Source organism: Pseudomonas sp. S2_F03, assembly GCF_054668335.1.
Genome location: NZ_CP162759.1, coordinates 3,310,179 through 3,323,450, shown reverse-complemented (window position 1 = coordinate 3,323,450; position 13,272 = coordinate 3,310,179). Strand labels below are relative to the sequence as shown.

The 13,272-nt window shown below is 58.7% G+C and carries 14 protein-coding genes, 1 tRNA gene and 1 pseudogene; 10 read left to right on the top strand and 6 right to left on the bottom strand.

Annotated elements, in window-relative coordinates; all coding sequences use genetic code 11:
- Position 1 precedes the first annotated feature (1 nt).
- The 5 genes from hisA to AB4N76_RS15615 all read right to left on the bottom strand — a co-directional run bounded on the left by hisA (position 2) and on the right by AB4N76_RS15615 (position 4,205).
- On the bottom strand, positions 2 to 739 hold the full coding sequence (gene hisA / locus AB4N76_RS15635; RefSeq protein ID WP_017336056.1) for a 1-(5-phosphoribosyl)-5-[(5-phosphoribosylamino)methylideneamino]imidazole-4-carboxamide isomerase: 738 nt from the start codon (positions 737 to 739) through the stop codon (positions 2 to 4).
- Positions 740 to 781: 42 nt separating this feature from the next.
- Complete coding sequence (locus AB4N76_RS15630; protein ID WP_046031241.1) at positions 782 to 1,039, bottom strand: DUF2164 domain-containing protein; 258 nt, start codon at positions 1,037 to 1,039, stop codon at positions 782 to 784.
- Complete coding sequence (gene hisH, locus AB4N76_RS15625; RefSeq protein ID WP_046031242.1) at positions 1,040 to 1,678, bottom strand: imidazole glycerol phosphate synthase subunit HisH; 639 nt, start codon at positions 1,676 to 1,678, stop codon at positions 1,040 to 1,042.
- Positions 1,678 to 2,271: an imidazoleglycerol-phosphate dehydratase HisB gene (hisB, locus tag AB4N76_RS15620; RefSeq protein WP_003218037.1), complete on the bottom strand. Its 594-nt coding sequence runs from the start codon at positions 2,269 to 2,271 to the stop codon at positions 1,678 to 1,680. Before hisB ends, hisH begins: the two co-directional genes overlap by 1 nt.
- A gap of 269 nt (positions 2,272 to 2,540) precedes the next feature.
- Entirely contained in the window at positions 2,541 to 4,205 is a 1,665-nt protein-coding gene (locus tag AB4N76_RS15615) for an OFA family MFS transporter (protein ID WP_077432285.1), read from the bottom strand.
- Between the two features lie 221 nt (positions 4,206 to 4,426).
- Between AB4N76_RS15615 and AB4N76_RS15610 the strand changes: the two genes are divergently transcribed.
- From AB4N76_RS15610 to AB4N76_RS15585, 6 genes and pseudogenes are all read left to right on the top strand, one after another.
- Positions 4,427 to 4,831 carry an acetyl-CoA sensor PanZ family protein gene (locus AB4N76_RS15610; protein ID WP_046031244.1) on the top strand — a complete coding sequence of 135 codons (405 nt, stop codon included), beginning with the start codon at positions 4,427 to 4,429 and terminating at the stop codon, positions 4,829 to 4,831.
- A 79-nt stretch (positions 4,832 to 4,910) separates the two neighbouring features.
- Positions 4,911 to 7,136 (top strand): AsmA family protein, encoded by a 2,226-nt coding sequence (locus AB4N76_RS15605; RefSeq protein ID WP_460163229.1) that lies wholly within the window; start codon positions 4,911 to 4,913, stop codon positions 7,134 to 7,136.
- Positions 7,133 to 8,199, top strand: a pseudogene (gene mutY / locus AB4N76_RS15600) (A/G-specific adenine glycosylase). Before AB4N76_RS15605 ends, mutY begins: the two are co-directional and overlap by 4 nt.
- Complete coding sequence (locus AB4N76_RS15595) at positions 8,196 to 8,468, top strand: oxidative damage protection protein (protein WP_046031247.1); 273 nt, start codon at positions 8,196 to 8,198, stop codon at positions 8,466 to 8,468. Before mutY ends, AB4N76_RS15595 begins: the two are co-directional and overlap by 4 nt.
- Before the next feature lie 103 nt (positions 8,469 to 8,571).
- A tRNA-Phe gene (locus AB4N76_RS15590) sits at positions 8,572 to 8,647 on the top strand.
- A 329-nt stretch (positions 8,648 to 8,976) separates the two neighbouring features.
- The gene (locus AB4N76_RS15585) at positions 8,977 to 9,438 is read left to right on the top strand and encodes a DUF4234 domain-containing protein (RefSeq protein WP_046031248.1); all 462 of its coding nucleotides are present in this window, start codon (positions 8,977 to 8,979) and stop codon (positions 9,436 to 9,438) included.
- Positions 9,439 to 9,517: 79 nt separating this feature from the next.
- Here AB4N76_RS15585 and AB4N76_RS15580 read toward each other — a convergent pair whose 3' ends face one another.
- Positions 9,518 to 9,961, bottom strand: a complete 444-nt coding sequence (locus tag AB4N76_RS15580) for a hypothetical protein (RefSeq protein ID WP_046031249.1) — start codon at positions 9,959 to 9,961, stop codon at positions 9,518 to 9,520.
- Positions 9,962 to 10,224: 263 nt separating this feature from the next.
- Between AB4N76_RS15580 and AB4N76_RS15575 the strand changes: the two genes are divergently transcribed.
- The 4 genes from AB4N76_RS15575 (at position 10,225) to AB4N76_RS15560 (ending at position 13,222) form a co-directional block, all read left to right on the top strand.
- The gene (locus tag AB4N76_RS15575) at positions 10,225 to 11,283 is read left to right on the top strand and encodes a PDDEXK nuclease domain-containing protein (RefSeq protein WP_460163228.1); all 1,059 of its coding nucleotides are present in this window, start codon (positions 10,225 to 10,227) and stop codon (positions 11,281 to 11,283) included.
- 68 nt (positions 11,284 to 11,351) lie between these two features.
- Positions 11,352 to 12,326 carry an alpha/beta hydrolase family protein gene (locus AB4N76_RS15570; protein ID WP_460163227.1) on the top strand — a complete coding sequence of 325 codons (975 nt, stop codon included), beginning with the start codon at positions 11,352 to 11,354 and terminating at the stop codon, positions 12,324 to 12,326.
- A gap of 29 nt (positions 12,327 to 12,355) precedes the next feature.
- The gene (locus AB4N76_RS15565; protein WP_046031252.1) at positions 12,356 to 12,772 is read left to right on the top strand and encodes a hypothetical protein; all 417 of its coding nucleotides are present in this window, start codon (positions 12,356 to 12,358) and stop codon (positions 12,770 to 12,772) included.
- Positions 12,773 to 12,778: 6 nt separating this feature from the next.
- Positions 12,779 to 13,222 carry a hypothetical protein gene (locus AB4N76_RS15560; RefSeq protein ID WP_046031253.1) on the top strand — a complete coding sequence of 148 codons (444 nt, stop codon included), beginning with the start codon at positions 12,779 to 12,781 and terminating at the stop codon, positions 13,220 to 13,222.
- The last annotated feature ends 50 nt before the right edge of the window (positions 13,223 to 13,272 follow it).

The window sequence follows — 13,272 nt, the reverse complement described above, 5'->3', positions numbered from 1 at the left end:
CTCAGCCTTTGTACGAATCGCAGAAAGCTTGCGCTTCGGCGACATCGAGGGTGCCTTCGTAGATCGCCCGGCCGGTGATCGCGCCGATGATGCCTGGCGCCTTCGCGTCGAGCAGCGATTTGATGTCACCCAGATTGTGAATACCGCCGGACGCGATCACCGGAATGCGCGTAGCAGCAGCCAGCGCGGCGGTGAACGGTACGTTGCAGCCCTGCATCATGCCGTCTTTGGCGATGTCGGTATAAACGATCGCGGACACGCCGTCGGCTTCGAACTGTTTGGCCAGGTCGATGACCTGAACGGTGCTGATTTCTGCCCAGCCGTCGGTGGCAACAAAACCGTCTTTGGCATCGAGGCCAACGATGACCTTGCCCGGGAATGCACGGCAGGCTTCAGCGACGAAAGCCGGATCTTTCACAGCCTTGGTGCCGATGATCACGTAGCTGACGCCGGCTTTGACGTAGTGCTCGATGGTTTCCAGCGAGCGGATACCGCCGCCGATCTGGATCGGCAGGTTCGGGTAGCGCTTGGCGATAGCGGTGACCACTTCGCCGTTGACTGGCTGGCCTTCGAAGGCGCCGTTCAGGTCGACCAGATGCAGACGACGGCAACCGCCCTCCACCCACTTGGCAGCCATGCTCACCGGGTCATCGGAGAACACCGTGGAATCTTCCATGCGGCCCTGGCGCAGACGAACACAGGCACCGTCTTTGAGATCGATAGCGGGAATAATCAGCATCTGGCAAACCTTCAAATTCGAGTATTCAGCTTCGCTCGGAAATCAGTTTTTCTCGAGCGCCCACAAGTCGCTTTCGATGCTTTCGAACCTCTCTTTGAGGTGCGTCTGCACATCGAAAATCGCCCTGTTGTAATAGTGCGGAGCAATTTCACGGGTAAACAGCTCAAGGATTTCGGCCGCTTCGAACGAACCCAGGTCCAGTTCGAAGCGATCCTCCATGAAGCGCTTGATCTTGTGATTGGCCTCGCGCTCCTGTTCGGGCGTGAGGGTCAGGATCAGTGGCTTCTTCTTGACCGCCATTTACCAGCGACCATCCCACGCAGCGAAGTTCTGCAGCAATTGCAGGCCATGGGTATGGCTCTTTTCCGGGTGAAACTGCACGGCGAAACGCGAGCCTTCGGCCAGCGCCGCAGCGAAATCGACACCGTAATGACCGCCGCCCACCACCTGCCGCGCGTTGCCGGCGGCGATGTAGTAGCTGTGCACGAAGTAGAAACGCGCCATGTCCGGAATGTCGTGCCACAGCGGGTGACTCACCTTCTGCTTCACTTCGTTCCAGCCCATGTGCGGGACTTTCAGGTGTTCGCCGTCTTCATGCAGGTCTTTGCCGAAGAACTTCACCGCCCCCGGGAACAGGCCGATGCAGTCAACGCCATCGTTCTCTTCGCTGGAGTCGAGCAAGGCTTGCATGCCGACGCAAATCCCGAGGAACGGGCGGTCCTGGCTGACTTCACGCACCAGCGAATCAAAGCCAAGACGACGGATCTCCGCCATGCAATCGCGAATCGCGCCAACGCCGGGGAACACCACCCGGTCAGCTTCGCGAATCACGTCGGCATCACTGGTGATCAAGACCTTGCCGGCACCGACGTGCTCGAGGGCCTTGGCCACCGAGTGCAGGTTGCCCATGCCGTAATCGATAACCGCGACCGTCTGCATTACAGAACGCCTTTGGTCGATGGCATCTGACCGGCCATGCGGTCATCGAGCTCGACGGCCATGCGCAAGGCGCGGCCGAATGCCTTGAACACGGTTTCGATCTGGTGGTGGGTGTTGGTGCCACGCAGGTTGTCGATGTGCAGGCTGACCAGCGCGTGGTTGACGAAGCCCTGGAAGAATTCCTGGAACAGGTCAACGTCGAAGCCGCCAACGGTGGCACGGGTGTAGGGAACATGCATCTGCAGACCAGGACGACCGGAGAAATCGATCACTACGCGCGACAGCGCTTCATCGAGCGGCACGTAGGCGTGACCGTAGCGACGGATGCCTTTCTTGTCGCCGATGGCTTTGGCAAAGGCCTGACCCAATGTGATACCAACGTCTTCCACGGTGTGGTGGTCGTCGATATGCAGGTCGCCCTTGCTGACAATATCCAGGTCGATCAGCCCGTGACGGGCGATCTGGTCCAGCATGTGCTCAAGAAAAGGAACACCGATATCAAATCGGGCCTTTCCGGTGCCATCCAGGTTGATCGAGGCTTTGATCTGGGTTTCCAGAGTGTCGCGCTCGACTGACGCCTTACGTTCGGCCATCACCAGCTCCGCAAAATCATTGGGCGAAAAAGGCAGCCATTATAGGGGCGCGGGCACGAAACAGAAACACGATACGTAATATCCCTGACGGGCTGAACCCAGCGCTGCCGGGGATAGACATGTCCATACAAGCCGGCAAACACGGACTTTTTGCCTTGTAGAGAACAAATGTGGGAGCGGGCTTGCCCGCGAAGGGGCCATCACATTCAACATACCTGTCGACTGTAAGTCCGCTTTCGCGGGCAAGCCCGCTCCCACAGGGAGGTGCATTAGTGGAAAAGGATCGCCGTTTTCTGCAGGGTCACCCACACACCCCACGCCAACGGAACTCCCACCACCAGCCATGCAGCGACGGCCAGCGGCTTGGTGCCAGCATCGGCTTTCCATTCCAGCACAGTGCTGCTGTCAGCACCTTTGTCATGACCCAGCGCCTGTTCGGCAGCCAGTTCAGCGTCGGTCATGAAGTACTTGTCAGCCACCGGACGCACCAGCAGGTTGCACAGGAAACCCAGCACCAGCAGGCCTGCGAGGATGTACAAGGTGATGTCGTAAGCGGCAGCGCGTTCAACGCCGATGCTCAACTGATACTCACGCAGGTAGTTCACCAACACCGGCCCCAACACGCCCGCCGCCGCCCAAGCGGTCAACAGACGACCGTGGATCGCGCCGACCATTTGCGTACCAAACAGGTCCGCCAGGTAAGCCGGGACGGTCGCAAAACCGCCGCCGTACATGGACAGAATGATGCAGAACGCGGCGACGAACAGCGCGACGTTGCCCAGATGACCCAGGTTCGGGATCAACGCGTACAACGCGAAACCCAATGCGAAAAACACGAAGTAGGTGTTTTTACGGCCCAGGTAATCGGAGAACGAGGCCCAGAAGAAACGGCCGCCGATGTTGAACAAACTCAGCAAACCGGTGAAACCGGCCGCAATCGCCGCAATCGAAGCCAGTTGCCCGGCGTCCAGCTGACCAAACGGCAGGTCTACACCGATCAGTTTTCCACCGAACACTTCCTGCAGCAGTGGCGAAGCCATGCCCAGGATGCCGATACCGGCGGATACGTTCAGGCACAGCACCAGCCACACCAGACGGAACTGTGGAGTTTTCCACGCCACGTTCACGTGGACGTGACGGTGGGTGATCATCGCGTTCGCCGCTTTTTTCGCCGGGGCCGTCCAGCCTTCAGGCTTCCAGCCGGTTGGCGGAACGCGGTACGACAATGCGCCACCGATCATGAACACGAAGTAAATCGCAGCCATCACCAGGAAGCTCTGCCATACGCCGACGCTGTCTGGCGAAGCGAAATGGCCCATCAAGGCTGCGGCCAGCGGAGCACCGACCATCGCGCCACCACCAAACCCCATGATCGCCATGCCGGTCGCCATGCCGCGCTTGTCCGGGAACCATTTGATCAGCGTCGAAACCGGCGAGATATAGCCCAACCCCAGGCCGATACCGCCAATGACCCCGGAACCGACCCACATCAGCCAGATCTGGTGGGTATAAATCCCCAACGCTGAAATCAGCAGACCGCCACACCAGCACAATGCCGATACCACGCCAGCCTTGCGCGGCCCGGCGTGTTCCAGCCAGCCACCCCAGATCGCTGCCGAGCAGCCAAGGAAGATGAAGAACAGGGTGTAGATCCAGCCGAGCATCGAGATCGGCCAGTCGCACTGCGACGAAAACACTTGCGAGATGAAGCTCATGTCCGGCGCGCAGGCCATGGGCTTGGTGACGCCCAAGGCTTTGGACAGTGGCAACCAGAACACCGAAAAACCGTAGGCCATGCCGATGCATAGGTGGATGGCCAAGGCGGCCGGTGGTACCAGCCAACGGTTGAAACCGGGCTTGGCGATGATGCGTTCCTTGGACAGGAACGCAGGCTGGCCGGCGTTAAGGCCGTCCGCCGTGATGCTCGTGGTCATTGTGTATCCCCCAATTATTAGTAGGGTTCGCCAGCCACTCCTCGCCCCCGGCCTTCATGCGCACGCATGACCGTTTTGTTGGGTGAAGTGCCTTTTTGTGCGACATCTGGTCGCAGCGGGACGGACGAACGGGCAAAGGTTACCATTTGCACGTGACAGAAAAACCAAACTGATATCACCTTTTGTAAGTCATCTGTTCTCGTACCTCTTAAGGAGACACCATGCCGATCATTGTCGAACCGCTGAACGAGGCCACGTACCAGGATCAGCAAGACCTGCAGAAAATTTACCGCGACGCTCCGCTTTGGCTGTTCGCCCCGTTTTCAGGGGAAGCGCAGTTGATCGAAGGCTGCCTGCGGGACGGCTCGCTGATCGCAGGACGCTTCAATGATCGACTGCTCGGCGCCGCGCGTTTACAGCGGAATCAGGACGTTTGGCACTTGTCTCAATTGTGTGTACGAAAAATTACCCGTCGGCGTGGCGTCGCCGAGCGCCTGGTGAACCAAGCGCAAAAAATGGCCTCTGAGTCGGGCGCAACCCTGCGTCTGCTGGCCCCCGCCGGGCATCTTGAAGCCCAGGCGCTGGCGGCCAAGCTGAAACTGCCGCTGGATGTGTTGCCCGATTGATCGCCTGACCGGTCGTCCGCTTCGGAGCGCTATACTCCCCGGCTAAATTTCGAATTCGACTAACTACAAGGACTCGCCCATGAAAGCGTTCGGCAAAATCCTGGGTCTGGTGCTTCTCGGGCTGTTGCTGATCATTGTGGCGCTGGGCTTTGCCCTGACCCACCTCTTCGATCCCAACGACTACAAAGACGAGATTCGCCAGATTGCCCGCGACAAGGCCCACATCGAGCTGACGCTCAATGGCGACATCGGCTGGAGCCTGTTCCCGTGGCTTGGCCTGGAGTTGCATGACGCCAGTGTCGCGACCCTGGTCAAGCCAACCGAGCCGTTCGCCGACTTGCAGATGCTGGGTCTGTCGGTACGCGTGCTGCCGCTGCTGCGCCGTGAAGTGCAGATGAGCGATGTCCGTGTCGAAGGGCTGAACCTGCGCCTGACCCGCGACAAGGATGGCCACGGTAACTGGCAGGACGTGGGCAAGGTCCCCGCGCCAGCCACTGCAAGCACGACGCCGACCACCACCGGCGAGCCTTCGCCAGCGGCCACGGCCCCAGTGGAAAAACCGGCCCAGCCCATGCGCCTGGACATCGACAGCCTGACCGTCAATAACGCCCGCGTTGAGTACAGCGACGAGCAGACGGGCAAGCAGTTCAGCGCCGAGAGCATTCAGCTCAGCACCGGCCCGGTCCACGACTCGACCAATATTCCGGTCAAGCTCACGGCATTCCTGGGCACCAACCAACCGGTTCTGCGCGTACGCACCGAGCTCAATGGCGAACTGCGTTTCGAGCGCGCCTTGCAACGCTACAAATTTGAAGACATGAAAATGTCCGGCGAACTCGCGGGTGATCCGCTGCAGGGCAAGACCATGACGTTCTCTGCACAGGGGCAATTGCTGCTCGATAAAGCGGCGAACGTCGCTGAATGGACCGGTATCAAGATCTCTGCCAATCAACTGCGCGCACTGGGTGAACTCAAGGTCAACGACCTCGACAAGACCCCGCAAATCAGCGGCGGCATTTCGATTGCCCAGTTCGACCTGGCGAAATTCGTCGACAGCATTGGCCAGCAACTTCCGGCCATGGCTGAAGGCAGCCTGAGCAAAGTCGAACTGGTCAGCCGCGTGGCCGGCACGCCGAGCAGCGTGGCGTTCGACAATATCAATCTGAAAGTCGATGACAGCAGTTTCAGCGGCCGTATCGCTGTTGAGGATTTCGCCAAGCAATCGCTACGCGCAGTCCTGAAGGCTGACACGTTCAACATCGACCGCTATCTGCCAGCAAAATCCGCCGAAGCCAACAGCGCGACCCAGGTGCGCCAGGCCGAAGTCGCCAGCACCGAGGCCGACGCCATGGCGGGTGCGGGCAGCACGCCGCTACCGGAGAAACCGACCAAAGACGCGTGGAGTTCCGAACGCCTTTTGCCGGTTGAGCGCTTGAGCAAACTCGACGTGGACGCCGACCTGACCTTCGGCCAGTTGACCCTCGACAAGCTTCCGATCCAGAACGCGGCACTCAAGGCCACGGGCCAGGGCGGCCTGCTGACCCTGCAGAACCTGCGCGGCGATCTGTATGGCGGCAACTTCGAAGCCAAAGGCACTCTCGACGTGCGCCAGCAGGTCCCGGCGCTGAGCCTGCAGACGAACATCAACAAAGTACCGGCGGAAAAGATCCTCGAAAGCCAAGGGAAAAATCCGCCGGTCAAAGGCCTGGTGACGCTCAACAGTGCGCTGACCGGTAGCGGCAACAGCCAGAAGGCGCTGATCGACAGCCTCAACGGCAACGCCAGCTTCGTCATCAACAACGGCGTGTTGCTCAATGCCAACCTCGAACAACAGCTGTGCAAGGGCATCGCCACCCTGAACCGCAAAACCCTCAGCGGCGAGCCACGGGGCAAGGACACGCCCTTCCAGGAGCTCAAGGGCAACCTGACGTTCCGTAACGGCGTCGCCAGCAATCCGGACCTGAAAGTGCGTATCCCGGGCATGACCGTGAATGGCGACGGCGACGTTGATCTGCGCGTGCTGGGCATGGATTACCGCGTGGGCATCATCGTCGAAGGCGATACAAGCGCCATGCCGGACCCGGCTTGCCAGGTCGGCGACAAATTTGTCGGTGTCGAGTGGCCGCTGCGCTGCCGTGGGCCGCTGGAACTCGGTGCCAAGGCTTGCCGTCTCGATAACGAACGCATGGGCCAGGTCGCGAGCAAAATGGCCGGCGACAAGATCAGCGAAAAAATCGACGAGAAGCTGGGCGACAAGGTCAGTCCTGAACTGAAAAACGCATTGAAGGGGCTGTTCAAGCGATGAGATCCGAGCAGTTTTCATCGGCGGTGCTGGGTTGGTACGACCGCCACGGCCGCCACGATTTGCCTTGGCAGCAGGGCATTACGCCGTATCGCGTGTGGGTCTCGGAAATCATGTTGCAGCAAACCCAGGTCAGCACCGTGTTGAATTACTTCGACCGCTTCATGGCTTCGTTGCCGACGGTCGAAGCCCTGGCCGCTGCGCCGGAAGACGAAGTGCTGCACCTGTGGACGGGCCTGGGTTACTACACCCGCGCCCGCAATCTGCAGAAGACCGCAAAAATTGTCGTGGCTGAATACGGCGGCGAGTTTCCTCGTGATGTCGAAAAGCTGGTTGACCTGCCCGGCATTGGCCTGTCGACGGCGGGTGCCATCGCCAGCCTGAGCATGGGCCTGCGGGCGCCGATCCTCGATGGCAACGTCAAACGCGTTCTGGCGCGTTTTACCGCACAGGAGGGTTACCCGGGAGAGCCGAAGGTCGCCAAACAGCTCTGGGCCAACGCTGAGCGCTTTACGCCGCATGATCGTGTCAACGCCTACACCCAGGCCATGATGGACCTGGGCGCCACGCTGTGTACGCGCAGCAAGCCAAGTTGCCTGCTGTGCCCGCTGAAAAAGGGCTGCGAGGCGCACATGCTTGGGCTGGAAACCCGCTACCCCATTCCAAAACCGCGTAAAGCGTGCCACAGAAGCGCACGCTGATGCCGATGCTCGCCAACGGTGACGGCGCGATTCTGCTCTACCGTCGCCCTTCCACGGGCTTGTGGGGCGGTCTCTGGAGTTTGCCGGAGCTCGACGACCTCGACGACCTGCAACATCTGGCTTCGCAACACTCACTGGAGTTGGGCAGCCCACAGGCGCTGCCGAGTCTGGTACACACCTTCAGTCACTTCCAATTGTCCATCGAACCCTGGCTGGTCAGGGTCCAGGAGGCCGGCCATCACGTGGCCGAGGCCGACTGGCTCTGGTATAACCTCGCCACCCCGCCGCGCCTGGGCCTTGCCGCCCCGGTCAAAACCTTGCTCGAACGCGCGGCCGCCGTATTGAACGCAGGAGAATCGTCATGACCCGCACCATCATGTGCCGCAAGTACAAAGAAGAATTGCCTGGCCTGGAGCGCGCTCCGTTCCCGGGCACCAAGGGCCAGGACATTTTTGATCACGTCTCTGCCAAGGCCTGGGCCGACTGGCAAAAGCATCAGACGCTGCTGATCAACGAAAAACGCCTGAACATGATGAACGCCGAAGATCGCAAATATCTTCAGGGCGAGATGGACAAGTACTTCTCCGGCGAGGAATACGCCAAGGCCGAAGGCTACGTGCCGCCGGCAGAATAACCCCGCCAAATCGGGGGTCGGATCGTAAGCGACGGTAATAATTAAATTTTTTTTGAAAACTTTCTTGACGACCCCCTGAAAAACCAGTTTAATGCGCCCCGTTGCCCAGATAGCTCAGTCGGTAGAGCAGGGGATTGAAAATCCCCGTGTCGGCGGTTCGATTCCGTCTCTGGGCACCAAATACCGAAAACCCTGAATCGAAAGATTCAGGGTTTTTTTATGCCTGCGATTTGATAACGGCAGAAAACCACAGCACAGACGCCTGAAACATTTCCTTTTTTTGATCCAGTCCAGTGATAGCTCCGTGCTATCATTTTTCGCGTACATGGAAGATGGTCAGCATCGATCCCGACGCCCCCCCGCATTCGGATCAATCGCCACAGGCTAGAGACAGCGCAAGGAGTGCGTGCTTTTCACCCCCTCCCCCGCAGAACACCTTCTCCCCTGCAGGACGATTTGCCCCCCCTTTCAAGCACGCCCTCCCCTCGATCCTGAACATGGAACCGTTATGTCTGACATCAATGAACTCAAAGACAAGATCAACACCAAAACCTTGAATATGGTTTTGCTGTCGGTCGCAACTTTCGGGCTGTACCTGTTGCTGTGGCTTGTCAGAACCAATCAGAAAATCAGCGAAACCACCAAGATCAAACTGGTGGATAACACCTACATAATCTGGCTGGCCGTCTGCCTTGGCTGGAGCCACGCGTTGTCCAATTCAGGCGAGGTATTGTTCGAAGCGTTGTCGGGCATTCTGATTATTGCGACAAACGCCCTGTATATCGTCTGGGCGTTCAAAGCCAAGAATGCCTTGTCGGAATACGCCCTCAGCGAGCACAAAATCGATCTGCGTATGAACGCGTTCTACACCTTCTTCCTGAACGTTTTCTACATCAACTATTGCATCAATGACCTGCCAGAAGAGCAACGCAAGCAACAGATCCTGCGCGGTCAAACGACGCAGGCCTGATGCGACCGACAGGCGAGCAGTCTCAAGACGACTGCCGCCTGTTTGCTCAAGGTATAACGCCGGTCGTTAAAGAAACCGATCAGCTGTTCCAGTGAAAAACCAGGTTGCGCGCTGCGCCGCTACCAATGTCTGTCGTATCCCGCCGCGTTTCTCCATTGCGAGTCGCAACAACGGTGTATTTGCCAGGAGGCAGCTGGACATAAACCAGCGGGCCAGCCTGACTCAACGTCAACACTGTTTGCCCCGCTGCTTTCTGAATCACCACCTCTACATCGGGTATGTATTCATTCCCGGACCCGACAGAAAACGTCATGTGCAGGTTGTAACCCGACGTCTGCTGGATGGCCTTTGATTCATCCTCACCGATACCACCGTTCAGGTAAGTGATGCCGTTCTGCGCTTCACGCTGGACCTGTACGCCTGCGTTATCAACAGGATCAAGACTGGCCGCCGGCGCGATCCCTGGAAAAACCAGCACACCGACAGCGATGAGGGGCAACATGAATGAATGGAAGTTTTTCATGATGACGACTCCCGGGCTCTGTAGAACCCTATCGTTACCCCTTTTTAGACGCCTCGCCGAAGGCCAGGGTTTTAGATTGATTGGTACTTTGGCTCACGGCGAAATGGACTACAGGTTGTATTCCACAAACGTGCTCTGACTTCGGCTTGCTCCTGCAAAACGGATCCGGCATTTCCTTGCGAATCACCAGCGCCATCCTGCATCGCCGAATGGCGCTCCCTTGTCATCCTCTTTCGCCTGTTCCTTCAGCCGCGGAAGACTCCATGAGCCTCGTCAAATCCGATCACCTGCATGACCCACAACTCGCCTCACTGGTGGGCAATCTTGGGGAGCTGATCCGTCAGGCACGTCAAAAGGTGCTGCGCGCGGTCGATACCGTCCAAGTACAAACCTGCTGGCAGATCGGTCGTCATATTGTGGAGTTTGAGCAGGAGGGGGCCCGGCGGGCAGGTTATGGCAAGCAGTTGCTGTCAACGCTGGCGAAGGTTCTGACAGCCGAATTTGGGAAAGGCTTTGATGCCTCCAACCTTCGTTATATGCGCCTGTTCTATCAAGCATTCCCAATGTGTGACGCACTGCGTCACGAATTGAGCTGGACCCATTACCGCCGCCTGTTACGAGTCGATAATGACCACGCTCGCCACTGGTACATGAACGAATCAGCCATTCAAAACTGGTCCAGCCGTGCGCTGGAGCGCCAGATCAACACGCTTTACTACGAGCGCCTGCTGGCGAGTCGGGACCGCGATGCCGTCAAGGATGAAGCAGATACCAATATCCAGAAAATGCGCGCCAGCCCCAGGGATTTCATTCGTGACCCCGTCGTACTGGAGTTTCTTGGCCTGCCCAACGCAGGTCGGGTGCTGGAAACCGAACTCGAACAAGCACTGATCAACCAACTTCAGGGCTTTTTGCTCGAACTGGGCAAAGGATTTGCCTTTATCGCCCGACAGCAACGCATCAGTACCGACAGCAAAGACTTTTACATCGATCTGGTGTTCTACAACTATCTGCTCAAGTGCTTCGTCATCTTCGACCTAAAGCGCGGCGAATTGACCTGCCAGGACGTCGGCCAAATGGACATGTATGTGCGCATGTACGACGAGCTCAGACGAGGACCGGAGGACGGCCCCACTGTCGGCATCATTCTCTGCGCCCAAAAAGATGAATCAGTGGTGCGCTTTTCAATCCTGGAGGGTAATGAGCAACTGTTCGCCAGCAAATACAAACTGGTGCTGCCGAGCGAAGAGGAGCTTCGTGCAGAGCTGGATCGGGAACAGGCAGCGCTAGAAGAACGACTGCTTTATCAGAAATCACGATAGTGCCGGTGGATTGCTCCCAAGCAACGTGAAGACTATCGTTAGCGACTCCGCGCAAAGGCCCGAAACCTATGAATGTGCAGGACATACCGCCATTGGCGCCGGCTGAGATTGAGCTGTCGCAGCCCACCCTGGCTTGCGGCGAACCGTTCAAGGAGCCCGCCGCAGATGGCTTCATGCTCGGCGGCTTCACGTGGCGGCACGCCCGGCAGGATGCAACCCGCCCGGTCGTTATCATCAACGCCGCCACCTCGGTACGCTGCCGCCACTATTCGCGTTTCGCCGATTACCTGTTCGCCAACGGTTTCGACGTGATCACCTTCGACTACCGAGGCATCGGTGAGTCCCGCCCCACCTCAATGAGAGATCTCGACGCTTCATGGTCCGATTGGGGCGCACTGGACTTTGAGGCGATGCTCAGGCGCGCTCAGCGAGAATTCCCCGGCCAGCCCTGCGATGTCGTCGGTCATAGCTTTGGAGGCTGTGCAGCGGGCCTGGGAGCCTCTGGACGGGTCATTCGGCGCTTGGTGACGGTAGGCGCTCAATTCGCTTACTGGCGCGATTACGCGCCGGCCCACCGCTGGCGAATGTTTGGCAAGTGGCATGTAGTGATGCCGCTGGTGACGATGCTTTATGGCTACTTTCCCGGAAAACGCCTTGGCTGGCTGGAAGACACGCCTGCCGGCGTCGTGCATGACTGGAGCACGCCCACCGCCCGCTACGAAAAACGGCCCAGCGGTCGCGTCATCCACGCCAGGGACGGTGGGCTCCCGTTCGCTAACGTCAGCGCAAAAACCCTGGCCATCAGTATCAGCGACGATCCTTACGGCACCGTTGCGGCCATTGAACGCCTGCTCGGTTACTTCACCGGCAGTACAAACACCCACCTGAGAATCGCCCCCGAAGACATCGGCGAAAAAGAAGTCGGACATTTCGCCTTTTTTCGCAGCGCATACCAAGCCACACTATGGCCCATTGCATTGTCCTGGTTGCAGACCGGCGAACTGGCCCCCGATACCCCCGGGCGGCAAGTCCCGCGCAACTGAGCCCCTCAACGAATTACGGAACGACACCCATGGCCTCCGCCAACAAGCAGCACAAACGCGCCACTCGCGCTAAAGCCAAGGCCAAGCAAAACCGCACGCAGCGGGCAGCCGCACCGGTCGAGCTGGACCCGAACGATGATCGCATCGACTTCGAATCGGTGGACCTGACCGAACTGTTCAAGAAAATGATCGACGCCGAAAAAATCAGCCAGCAAGCGATGTGCGTGGCCTTCCTGGAAGACCCGCTGCTGGAGCTGGTGTACGAGCAGGAAGGCGAAGAAGGCGCGATGGACTTCATCCTCGCCGCGCTGATCGAGTACCGCCAATGGTCGACCGAAGTCGACGAGGCTGGCGCCCTGGCGTGGATCGAATCACCGGCCTTCCAGGCCGACTATGTCGCAGCGTCCGATATCATCGCCGCCCAAACCCAACAGAAAACCAACTGAGTTCCCATGGCATCCCTGAACAAGCAACAAAAACGCGCCAAGCGCGCAAAGGCCAAAGCCAAGCAGATCAACATCCACGGCCGAAAGCCCGCCGCGCTGGACGATGACCTTGGCCATCTCGATGAGCCGATCCCGGAATACACCCTGGCGATGTTCAGCAAAATGCGCGACGCGGAAGCCGTCAGCCGCAGTGAAATGCTCTCGGTGTTGCTGACGAACCTCGCCTTTATCATCATCGACCACCCAGAACTGCTGGACATGGAAAACGCCGACGACGAAGGCATGGCTGCCACCCACCTGGCCGCCGACATGCTGATCGACTACCGCATGTGGGCCGACGGCATGGACCGCGACGCCGCCCAGGCGTGGCTGAGCGAGCCACAGTTCATCGCCGATTTCGGCGCTGCATTGGATGTCTACCGTGAGTCGCTGGAAGAAAAAGCCGAGTAAGGATTACGACTCAAACAAAAACGGCCGCTCGTCATCACTGACAGCGGCCG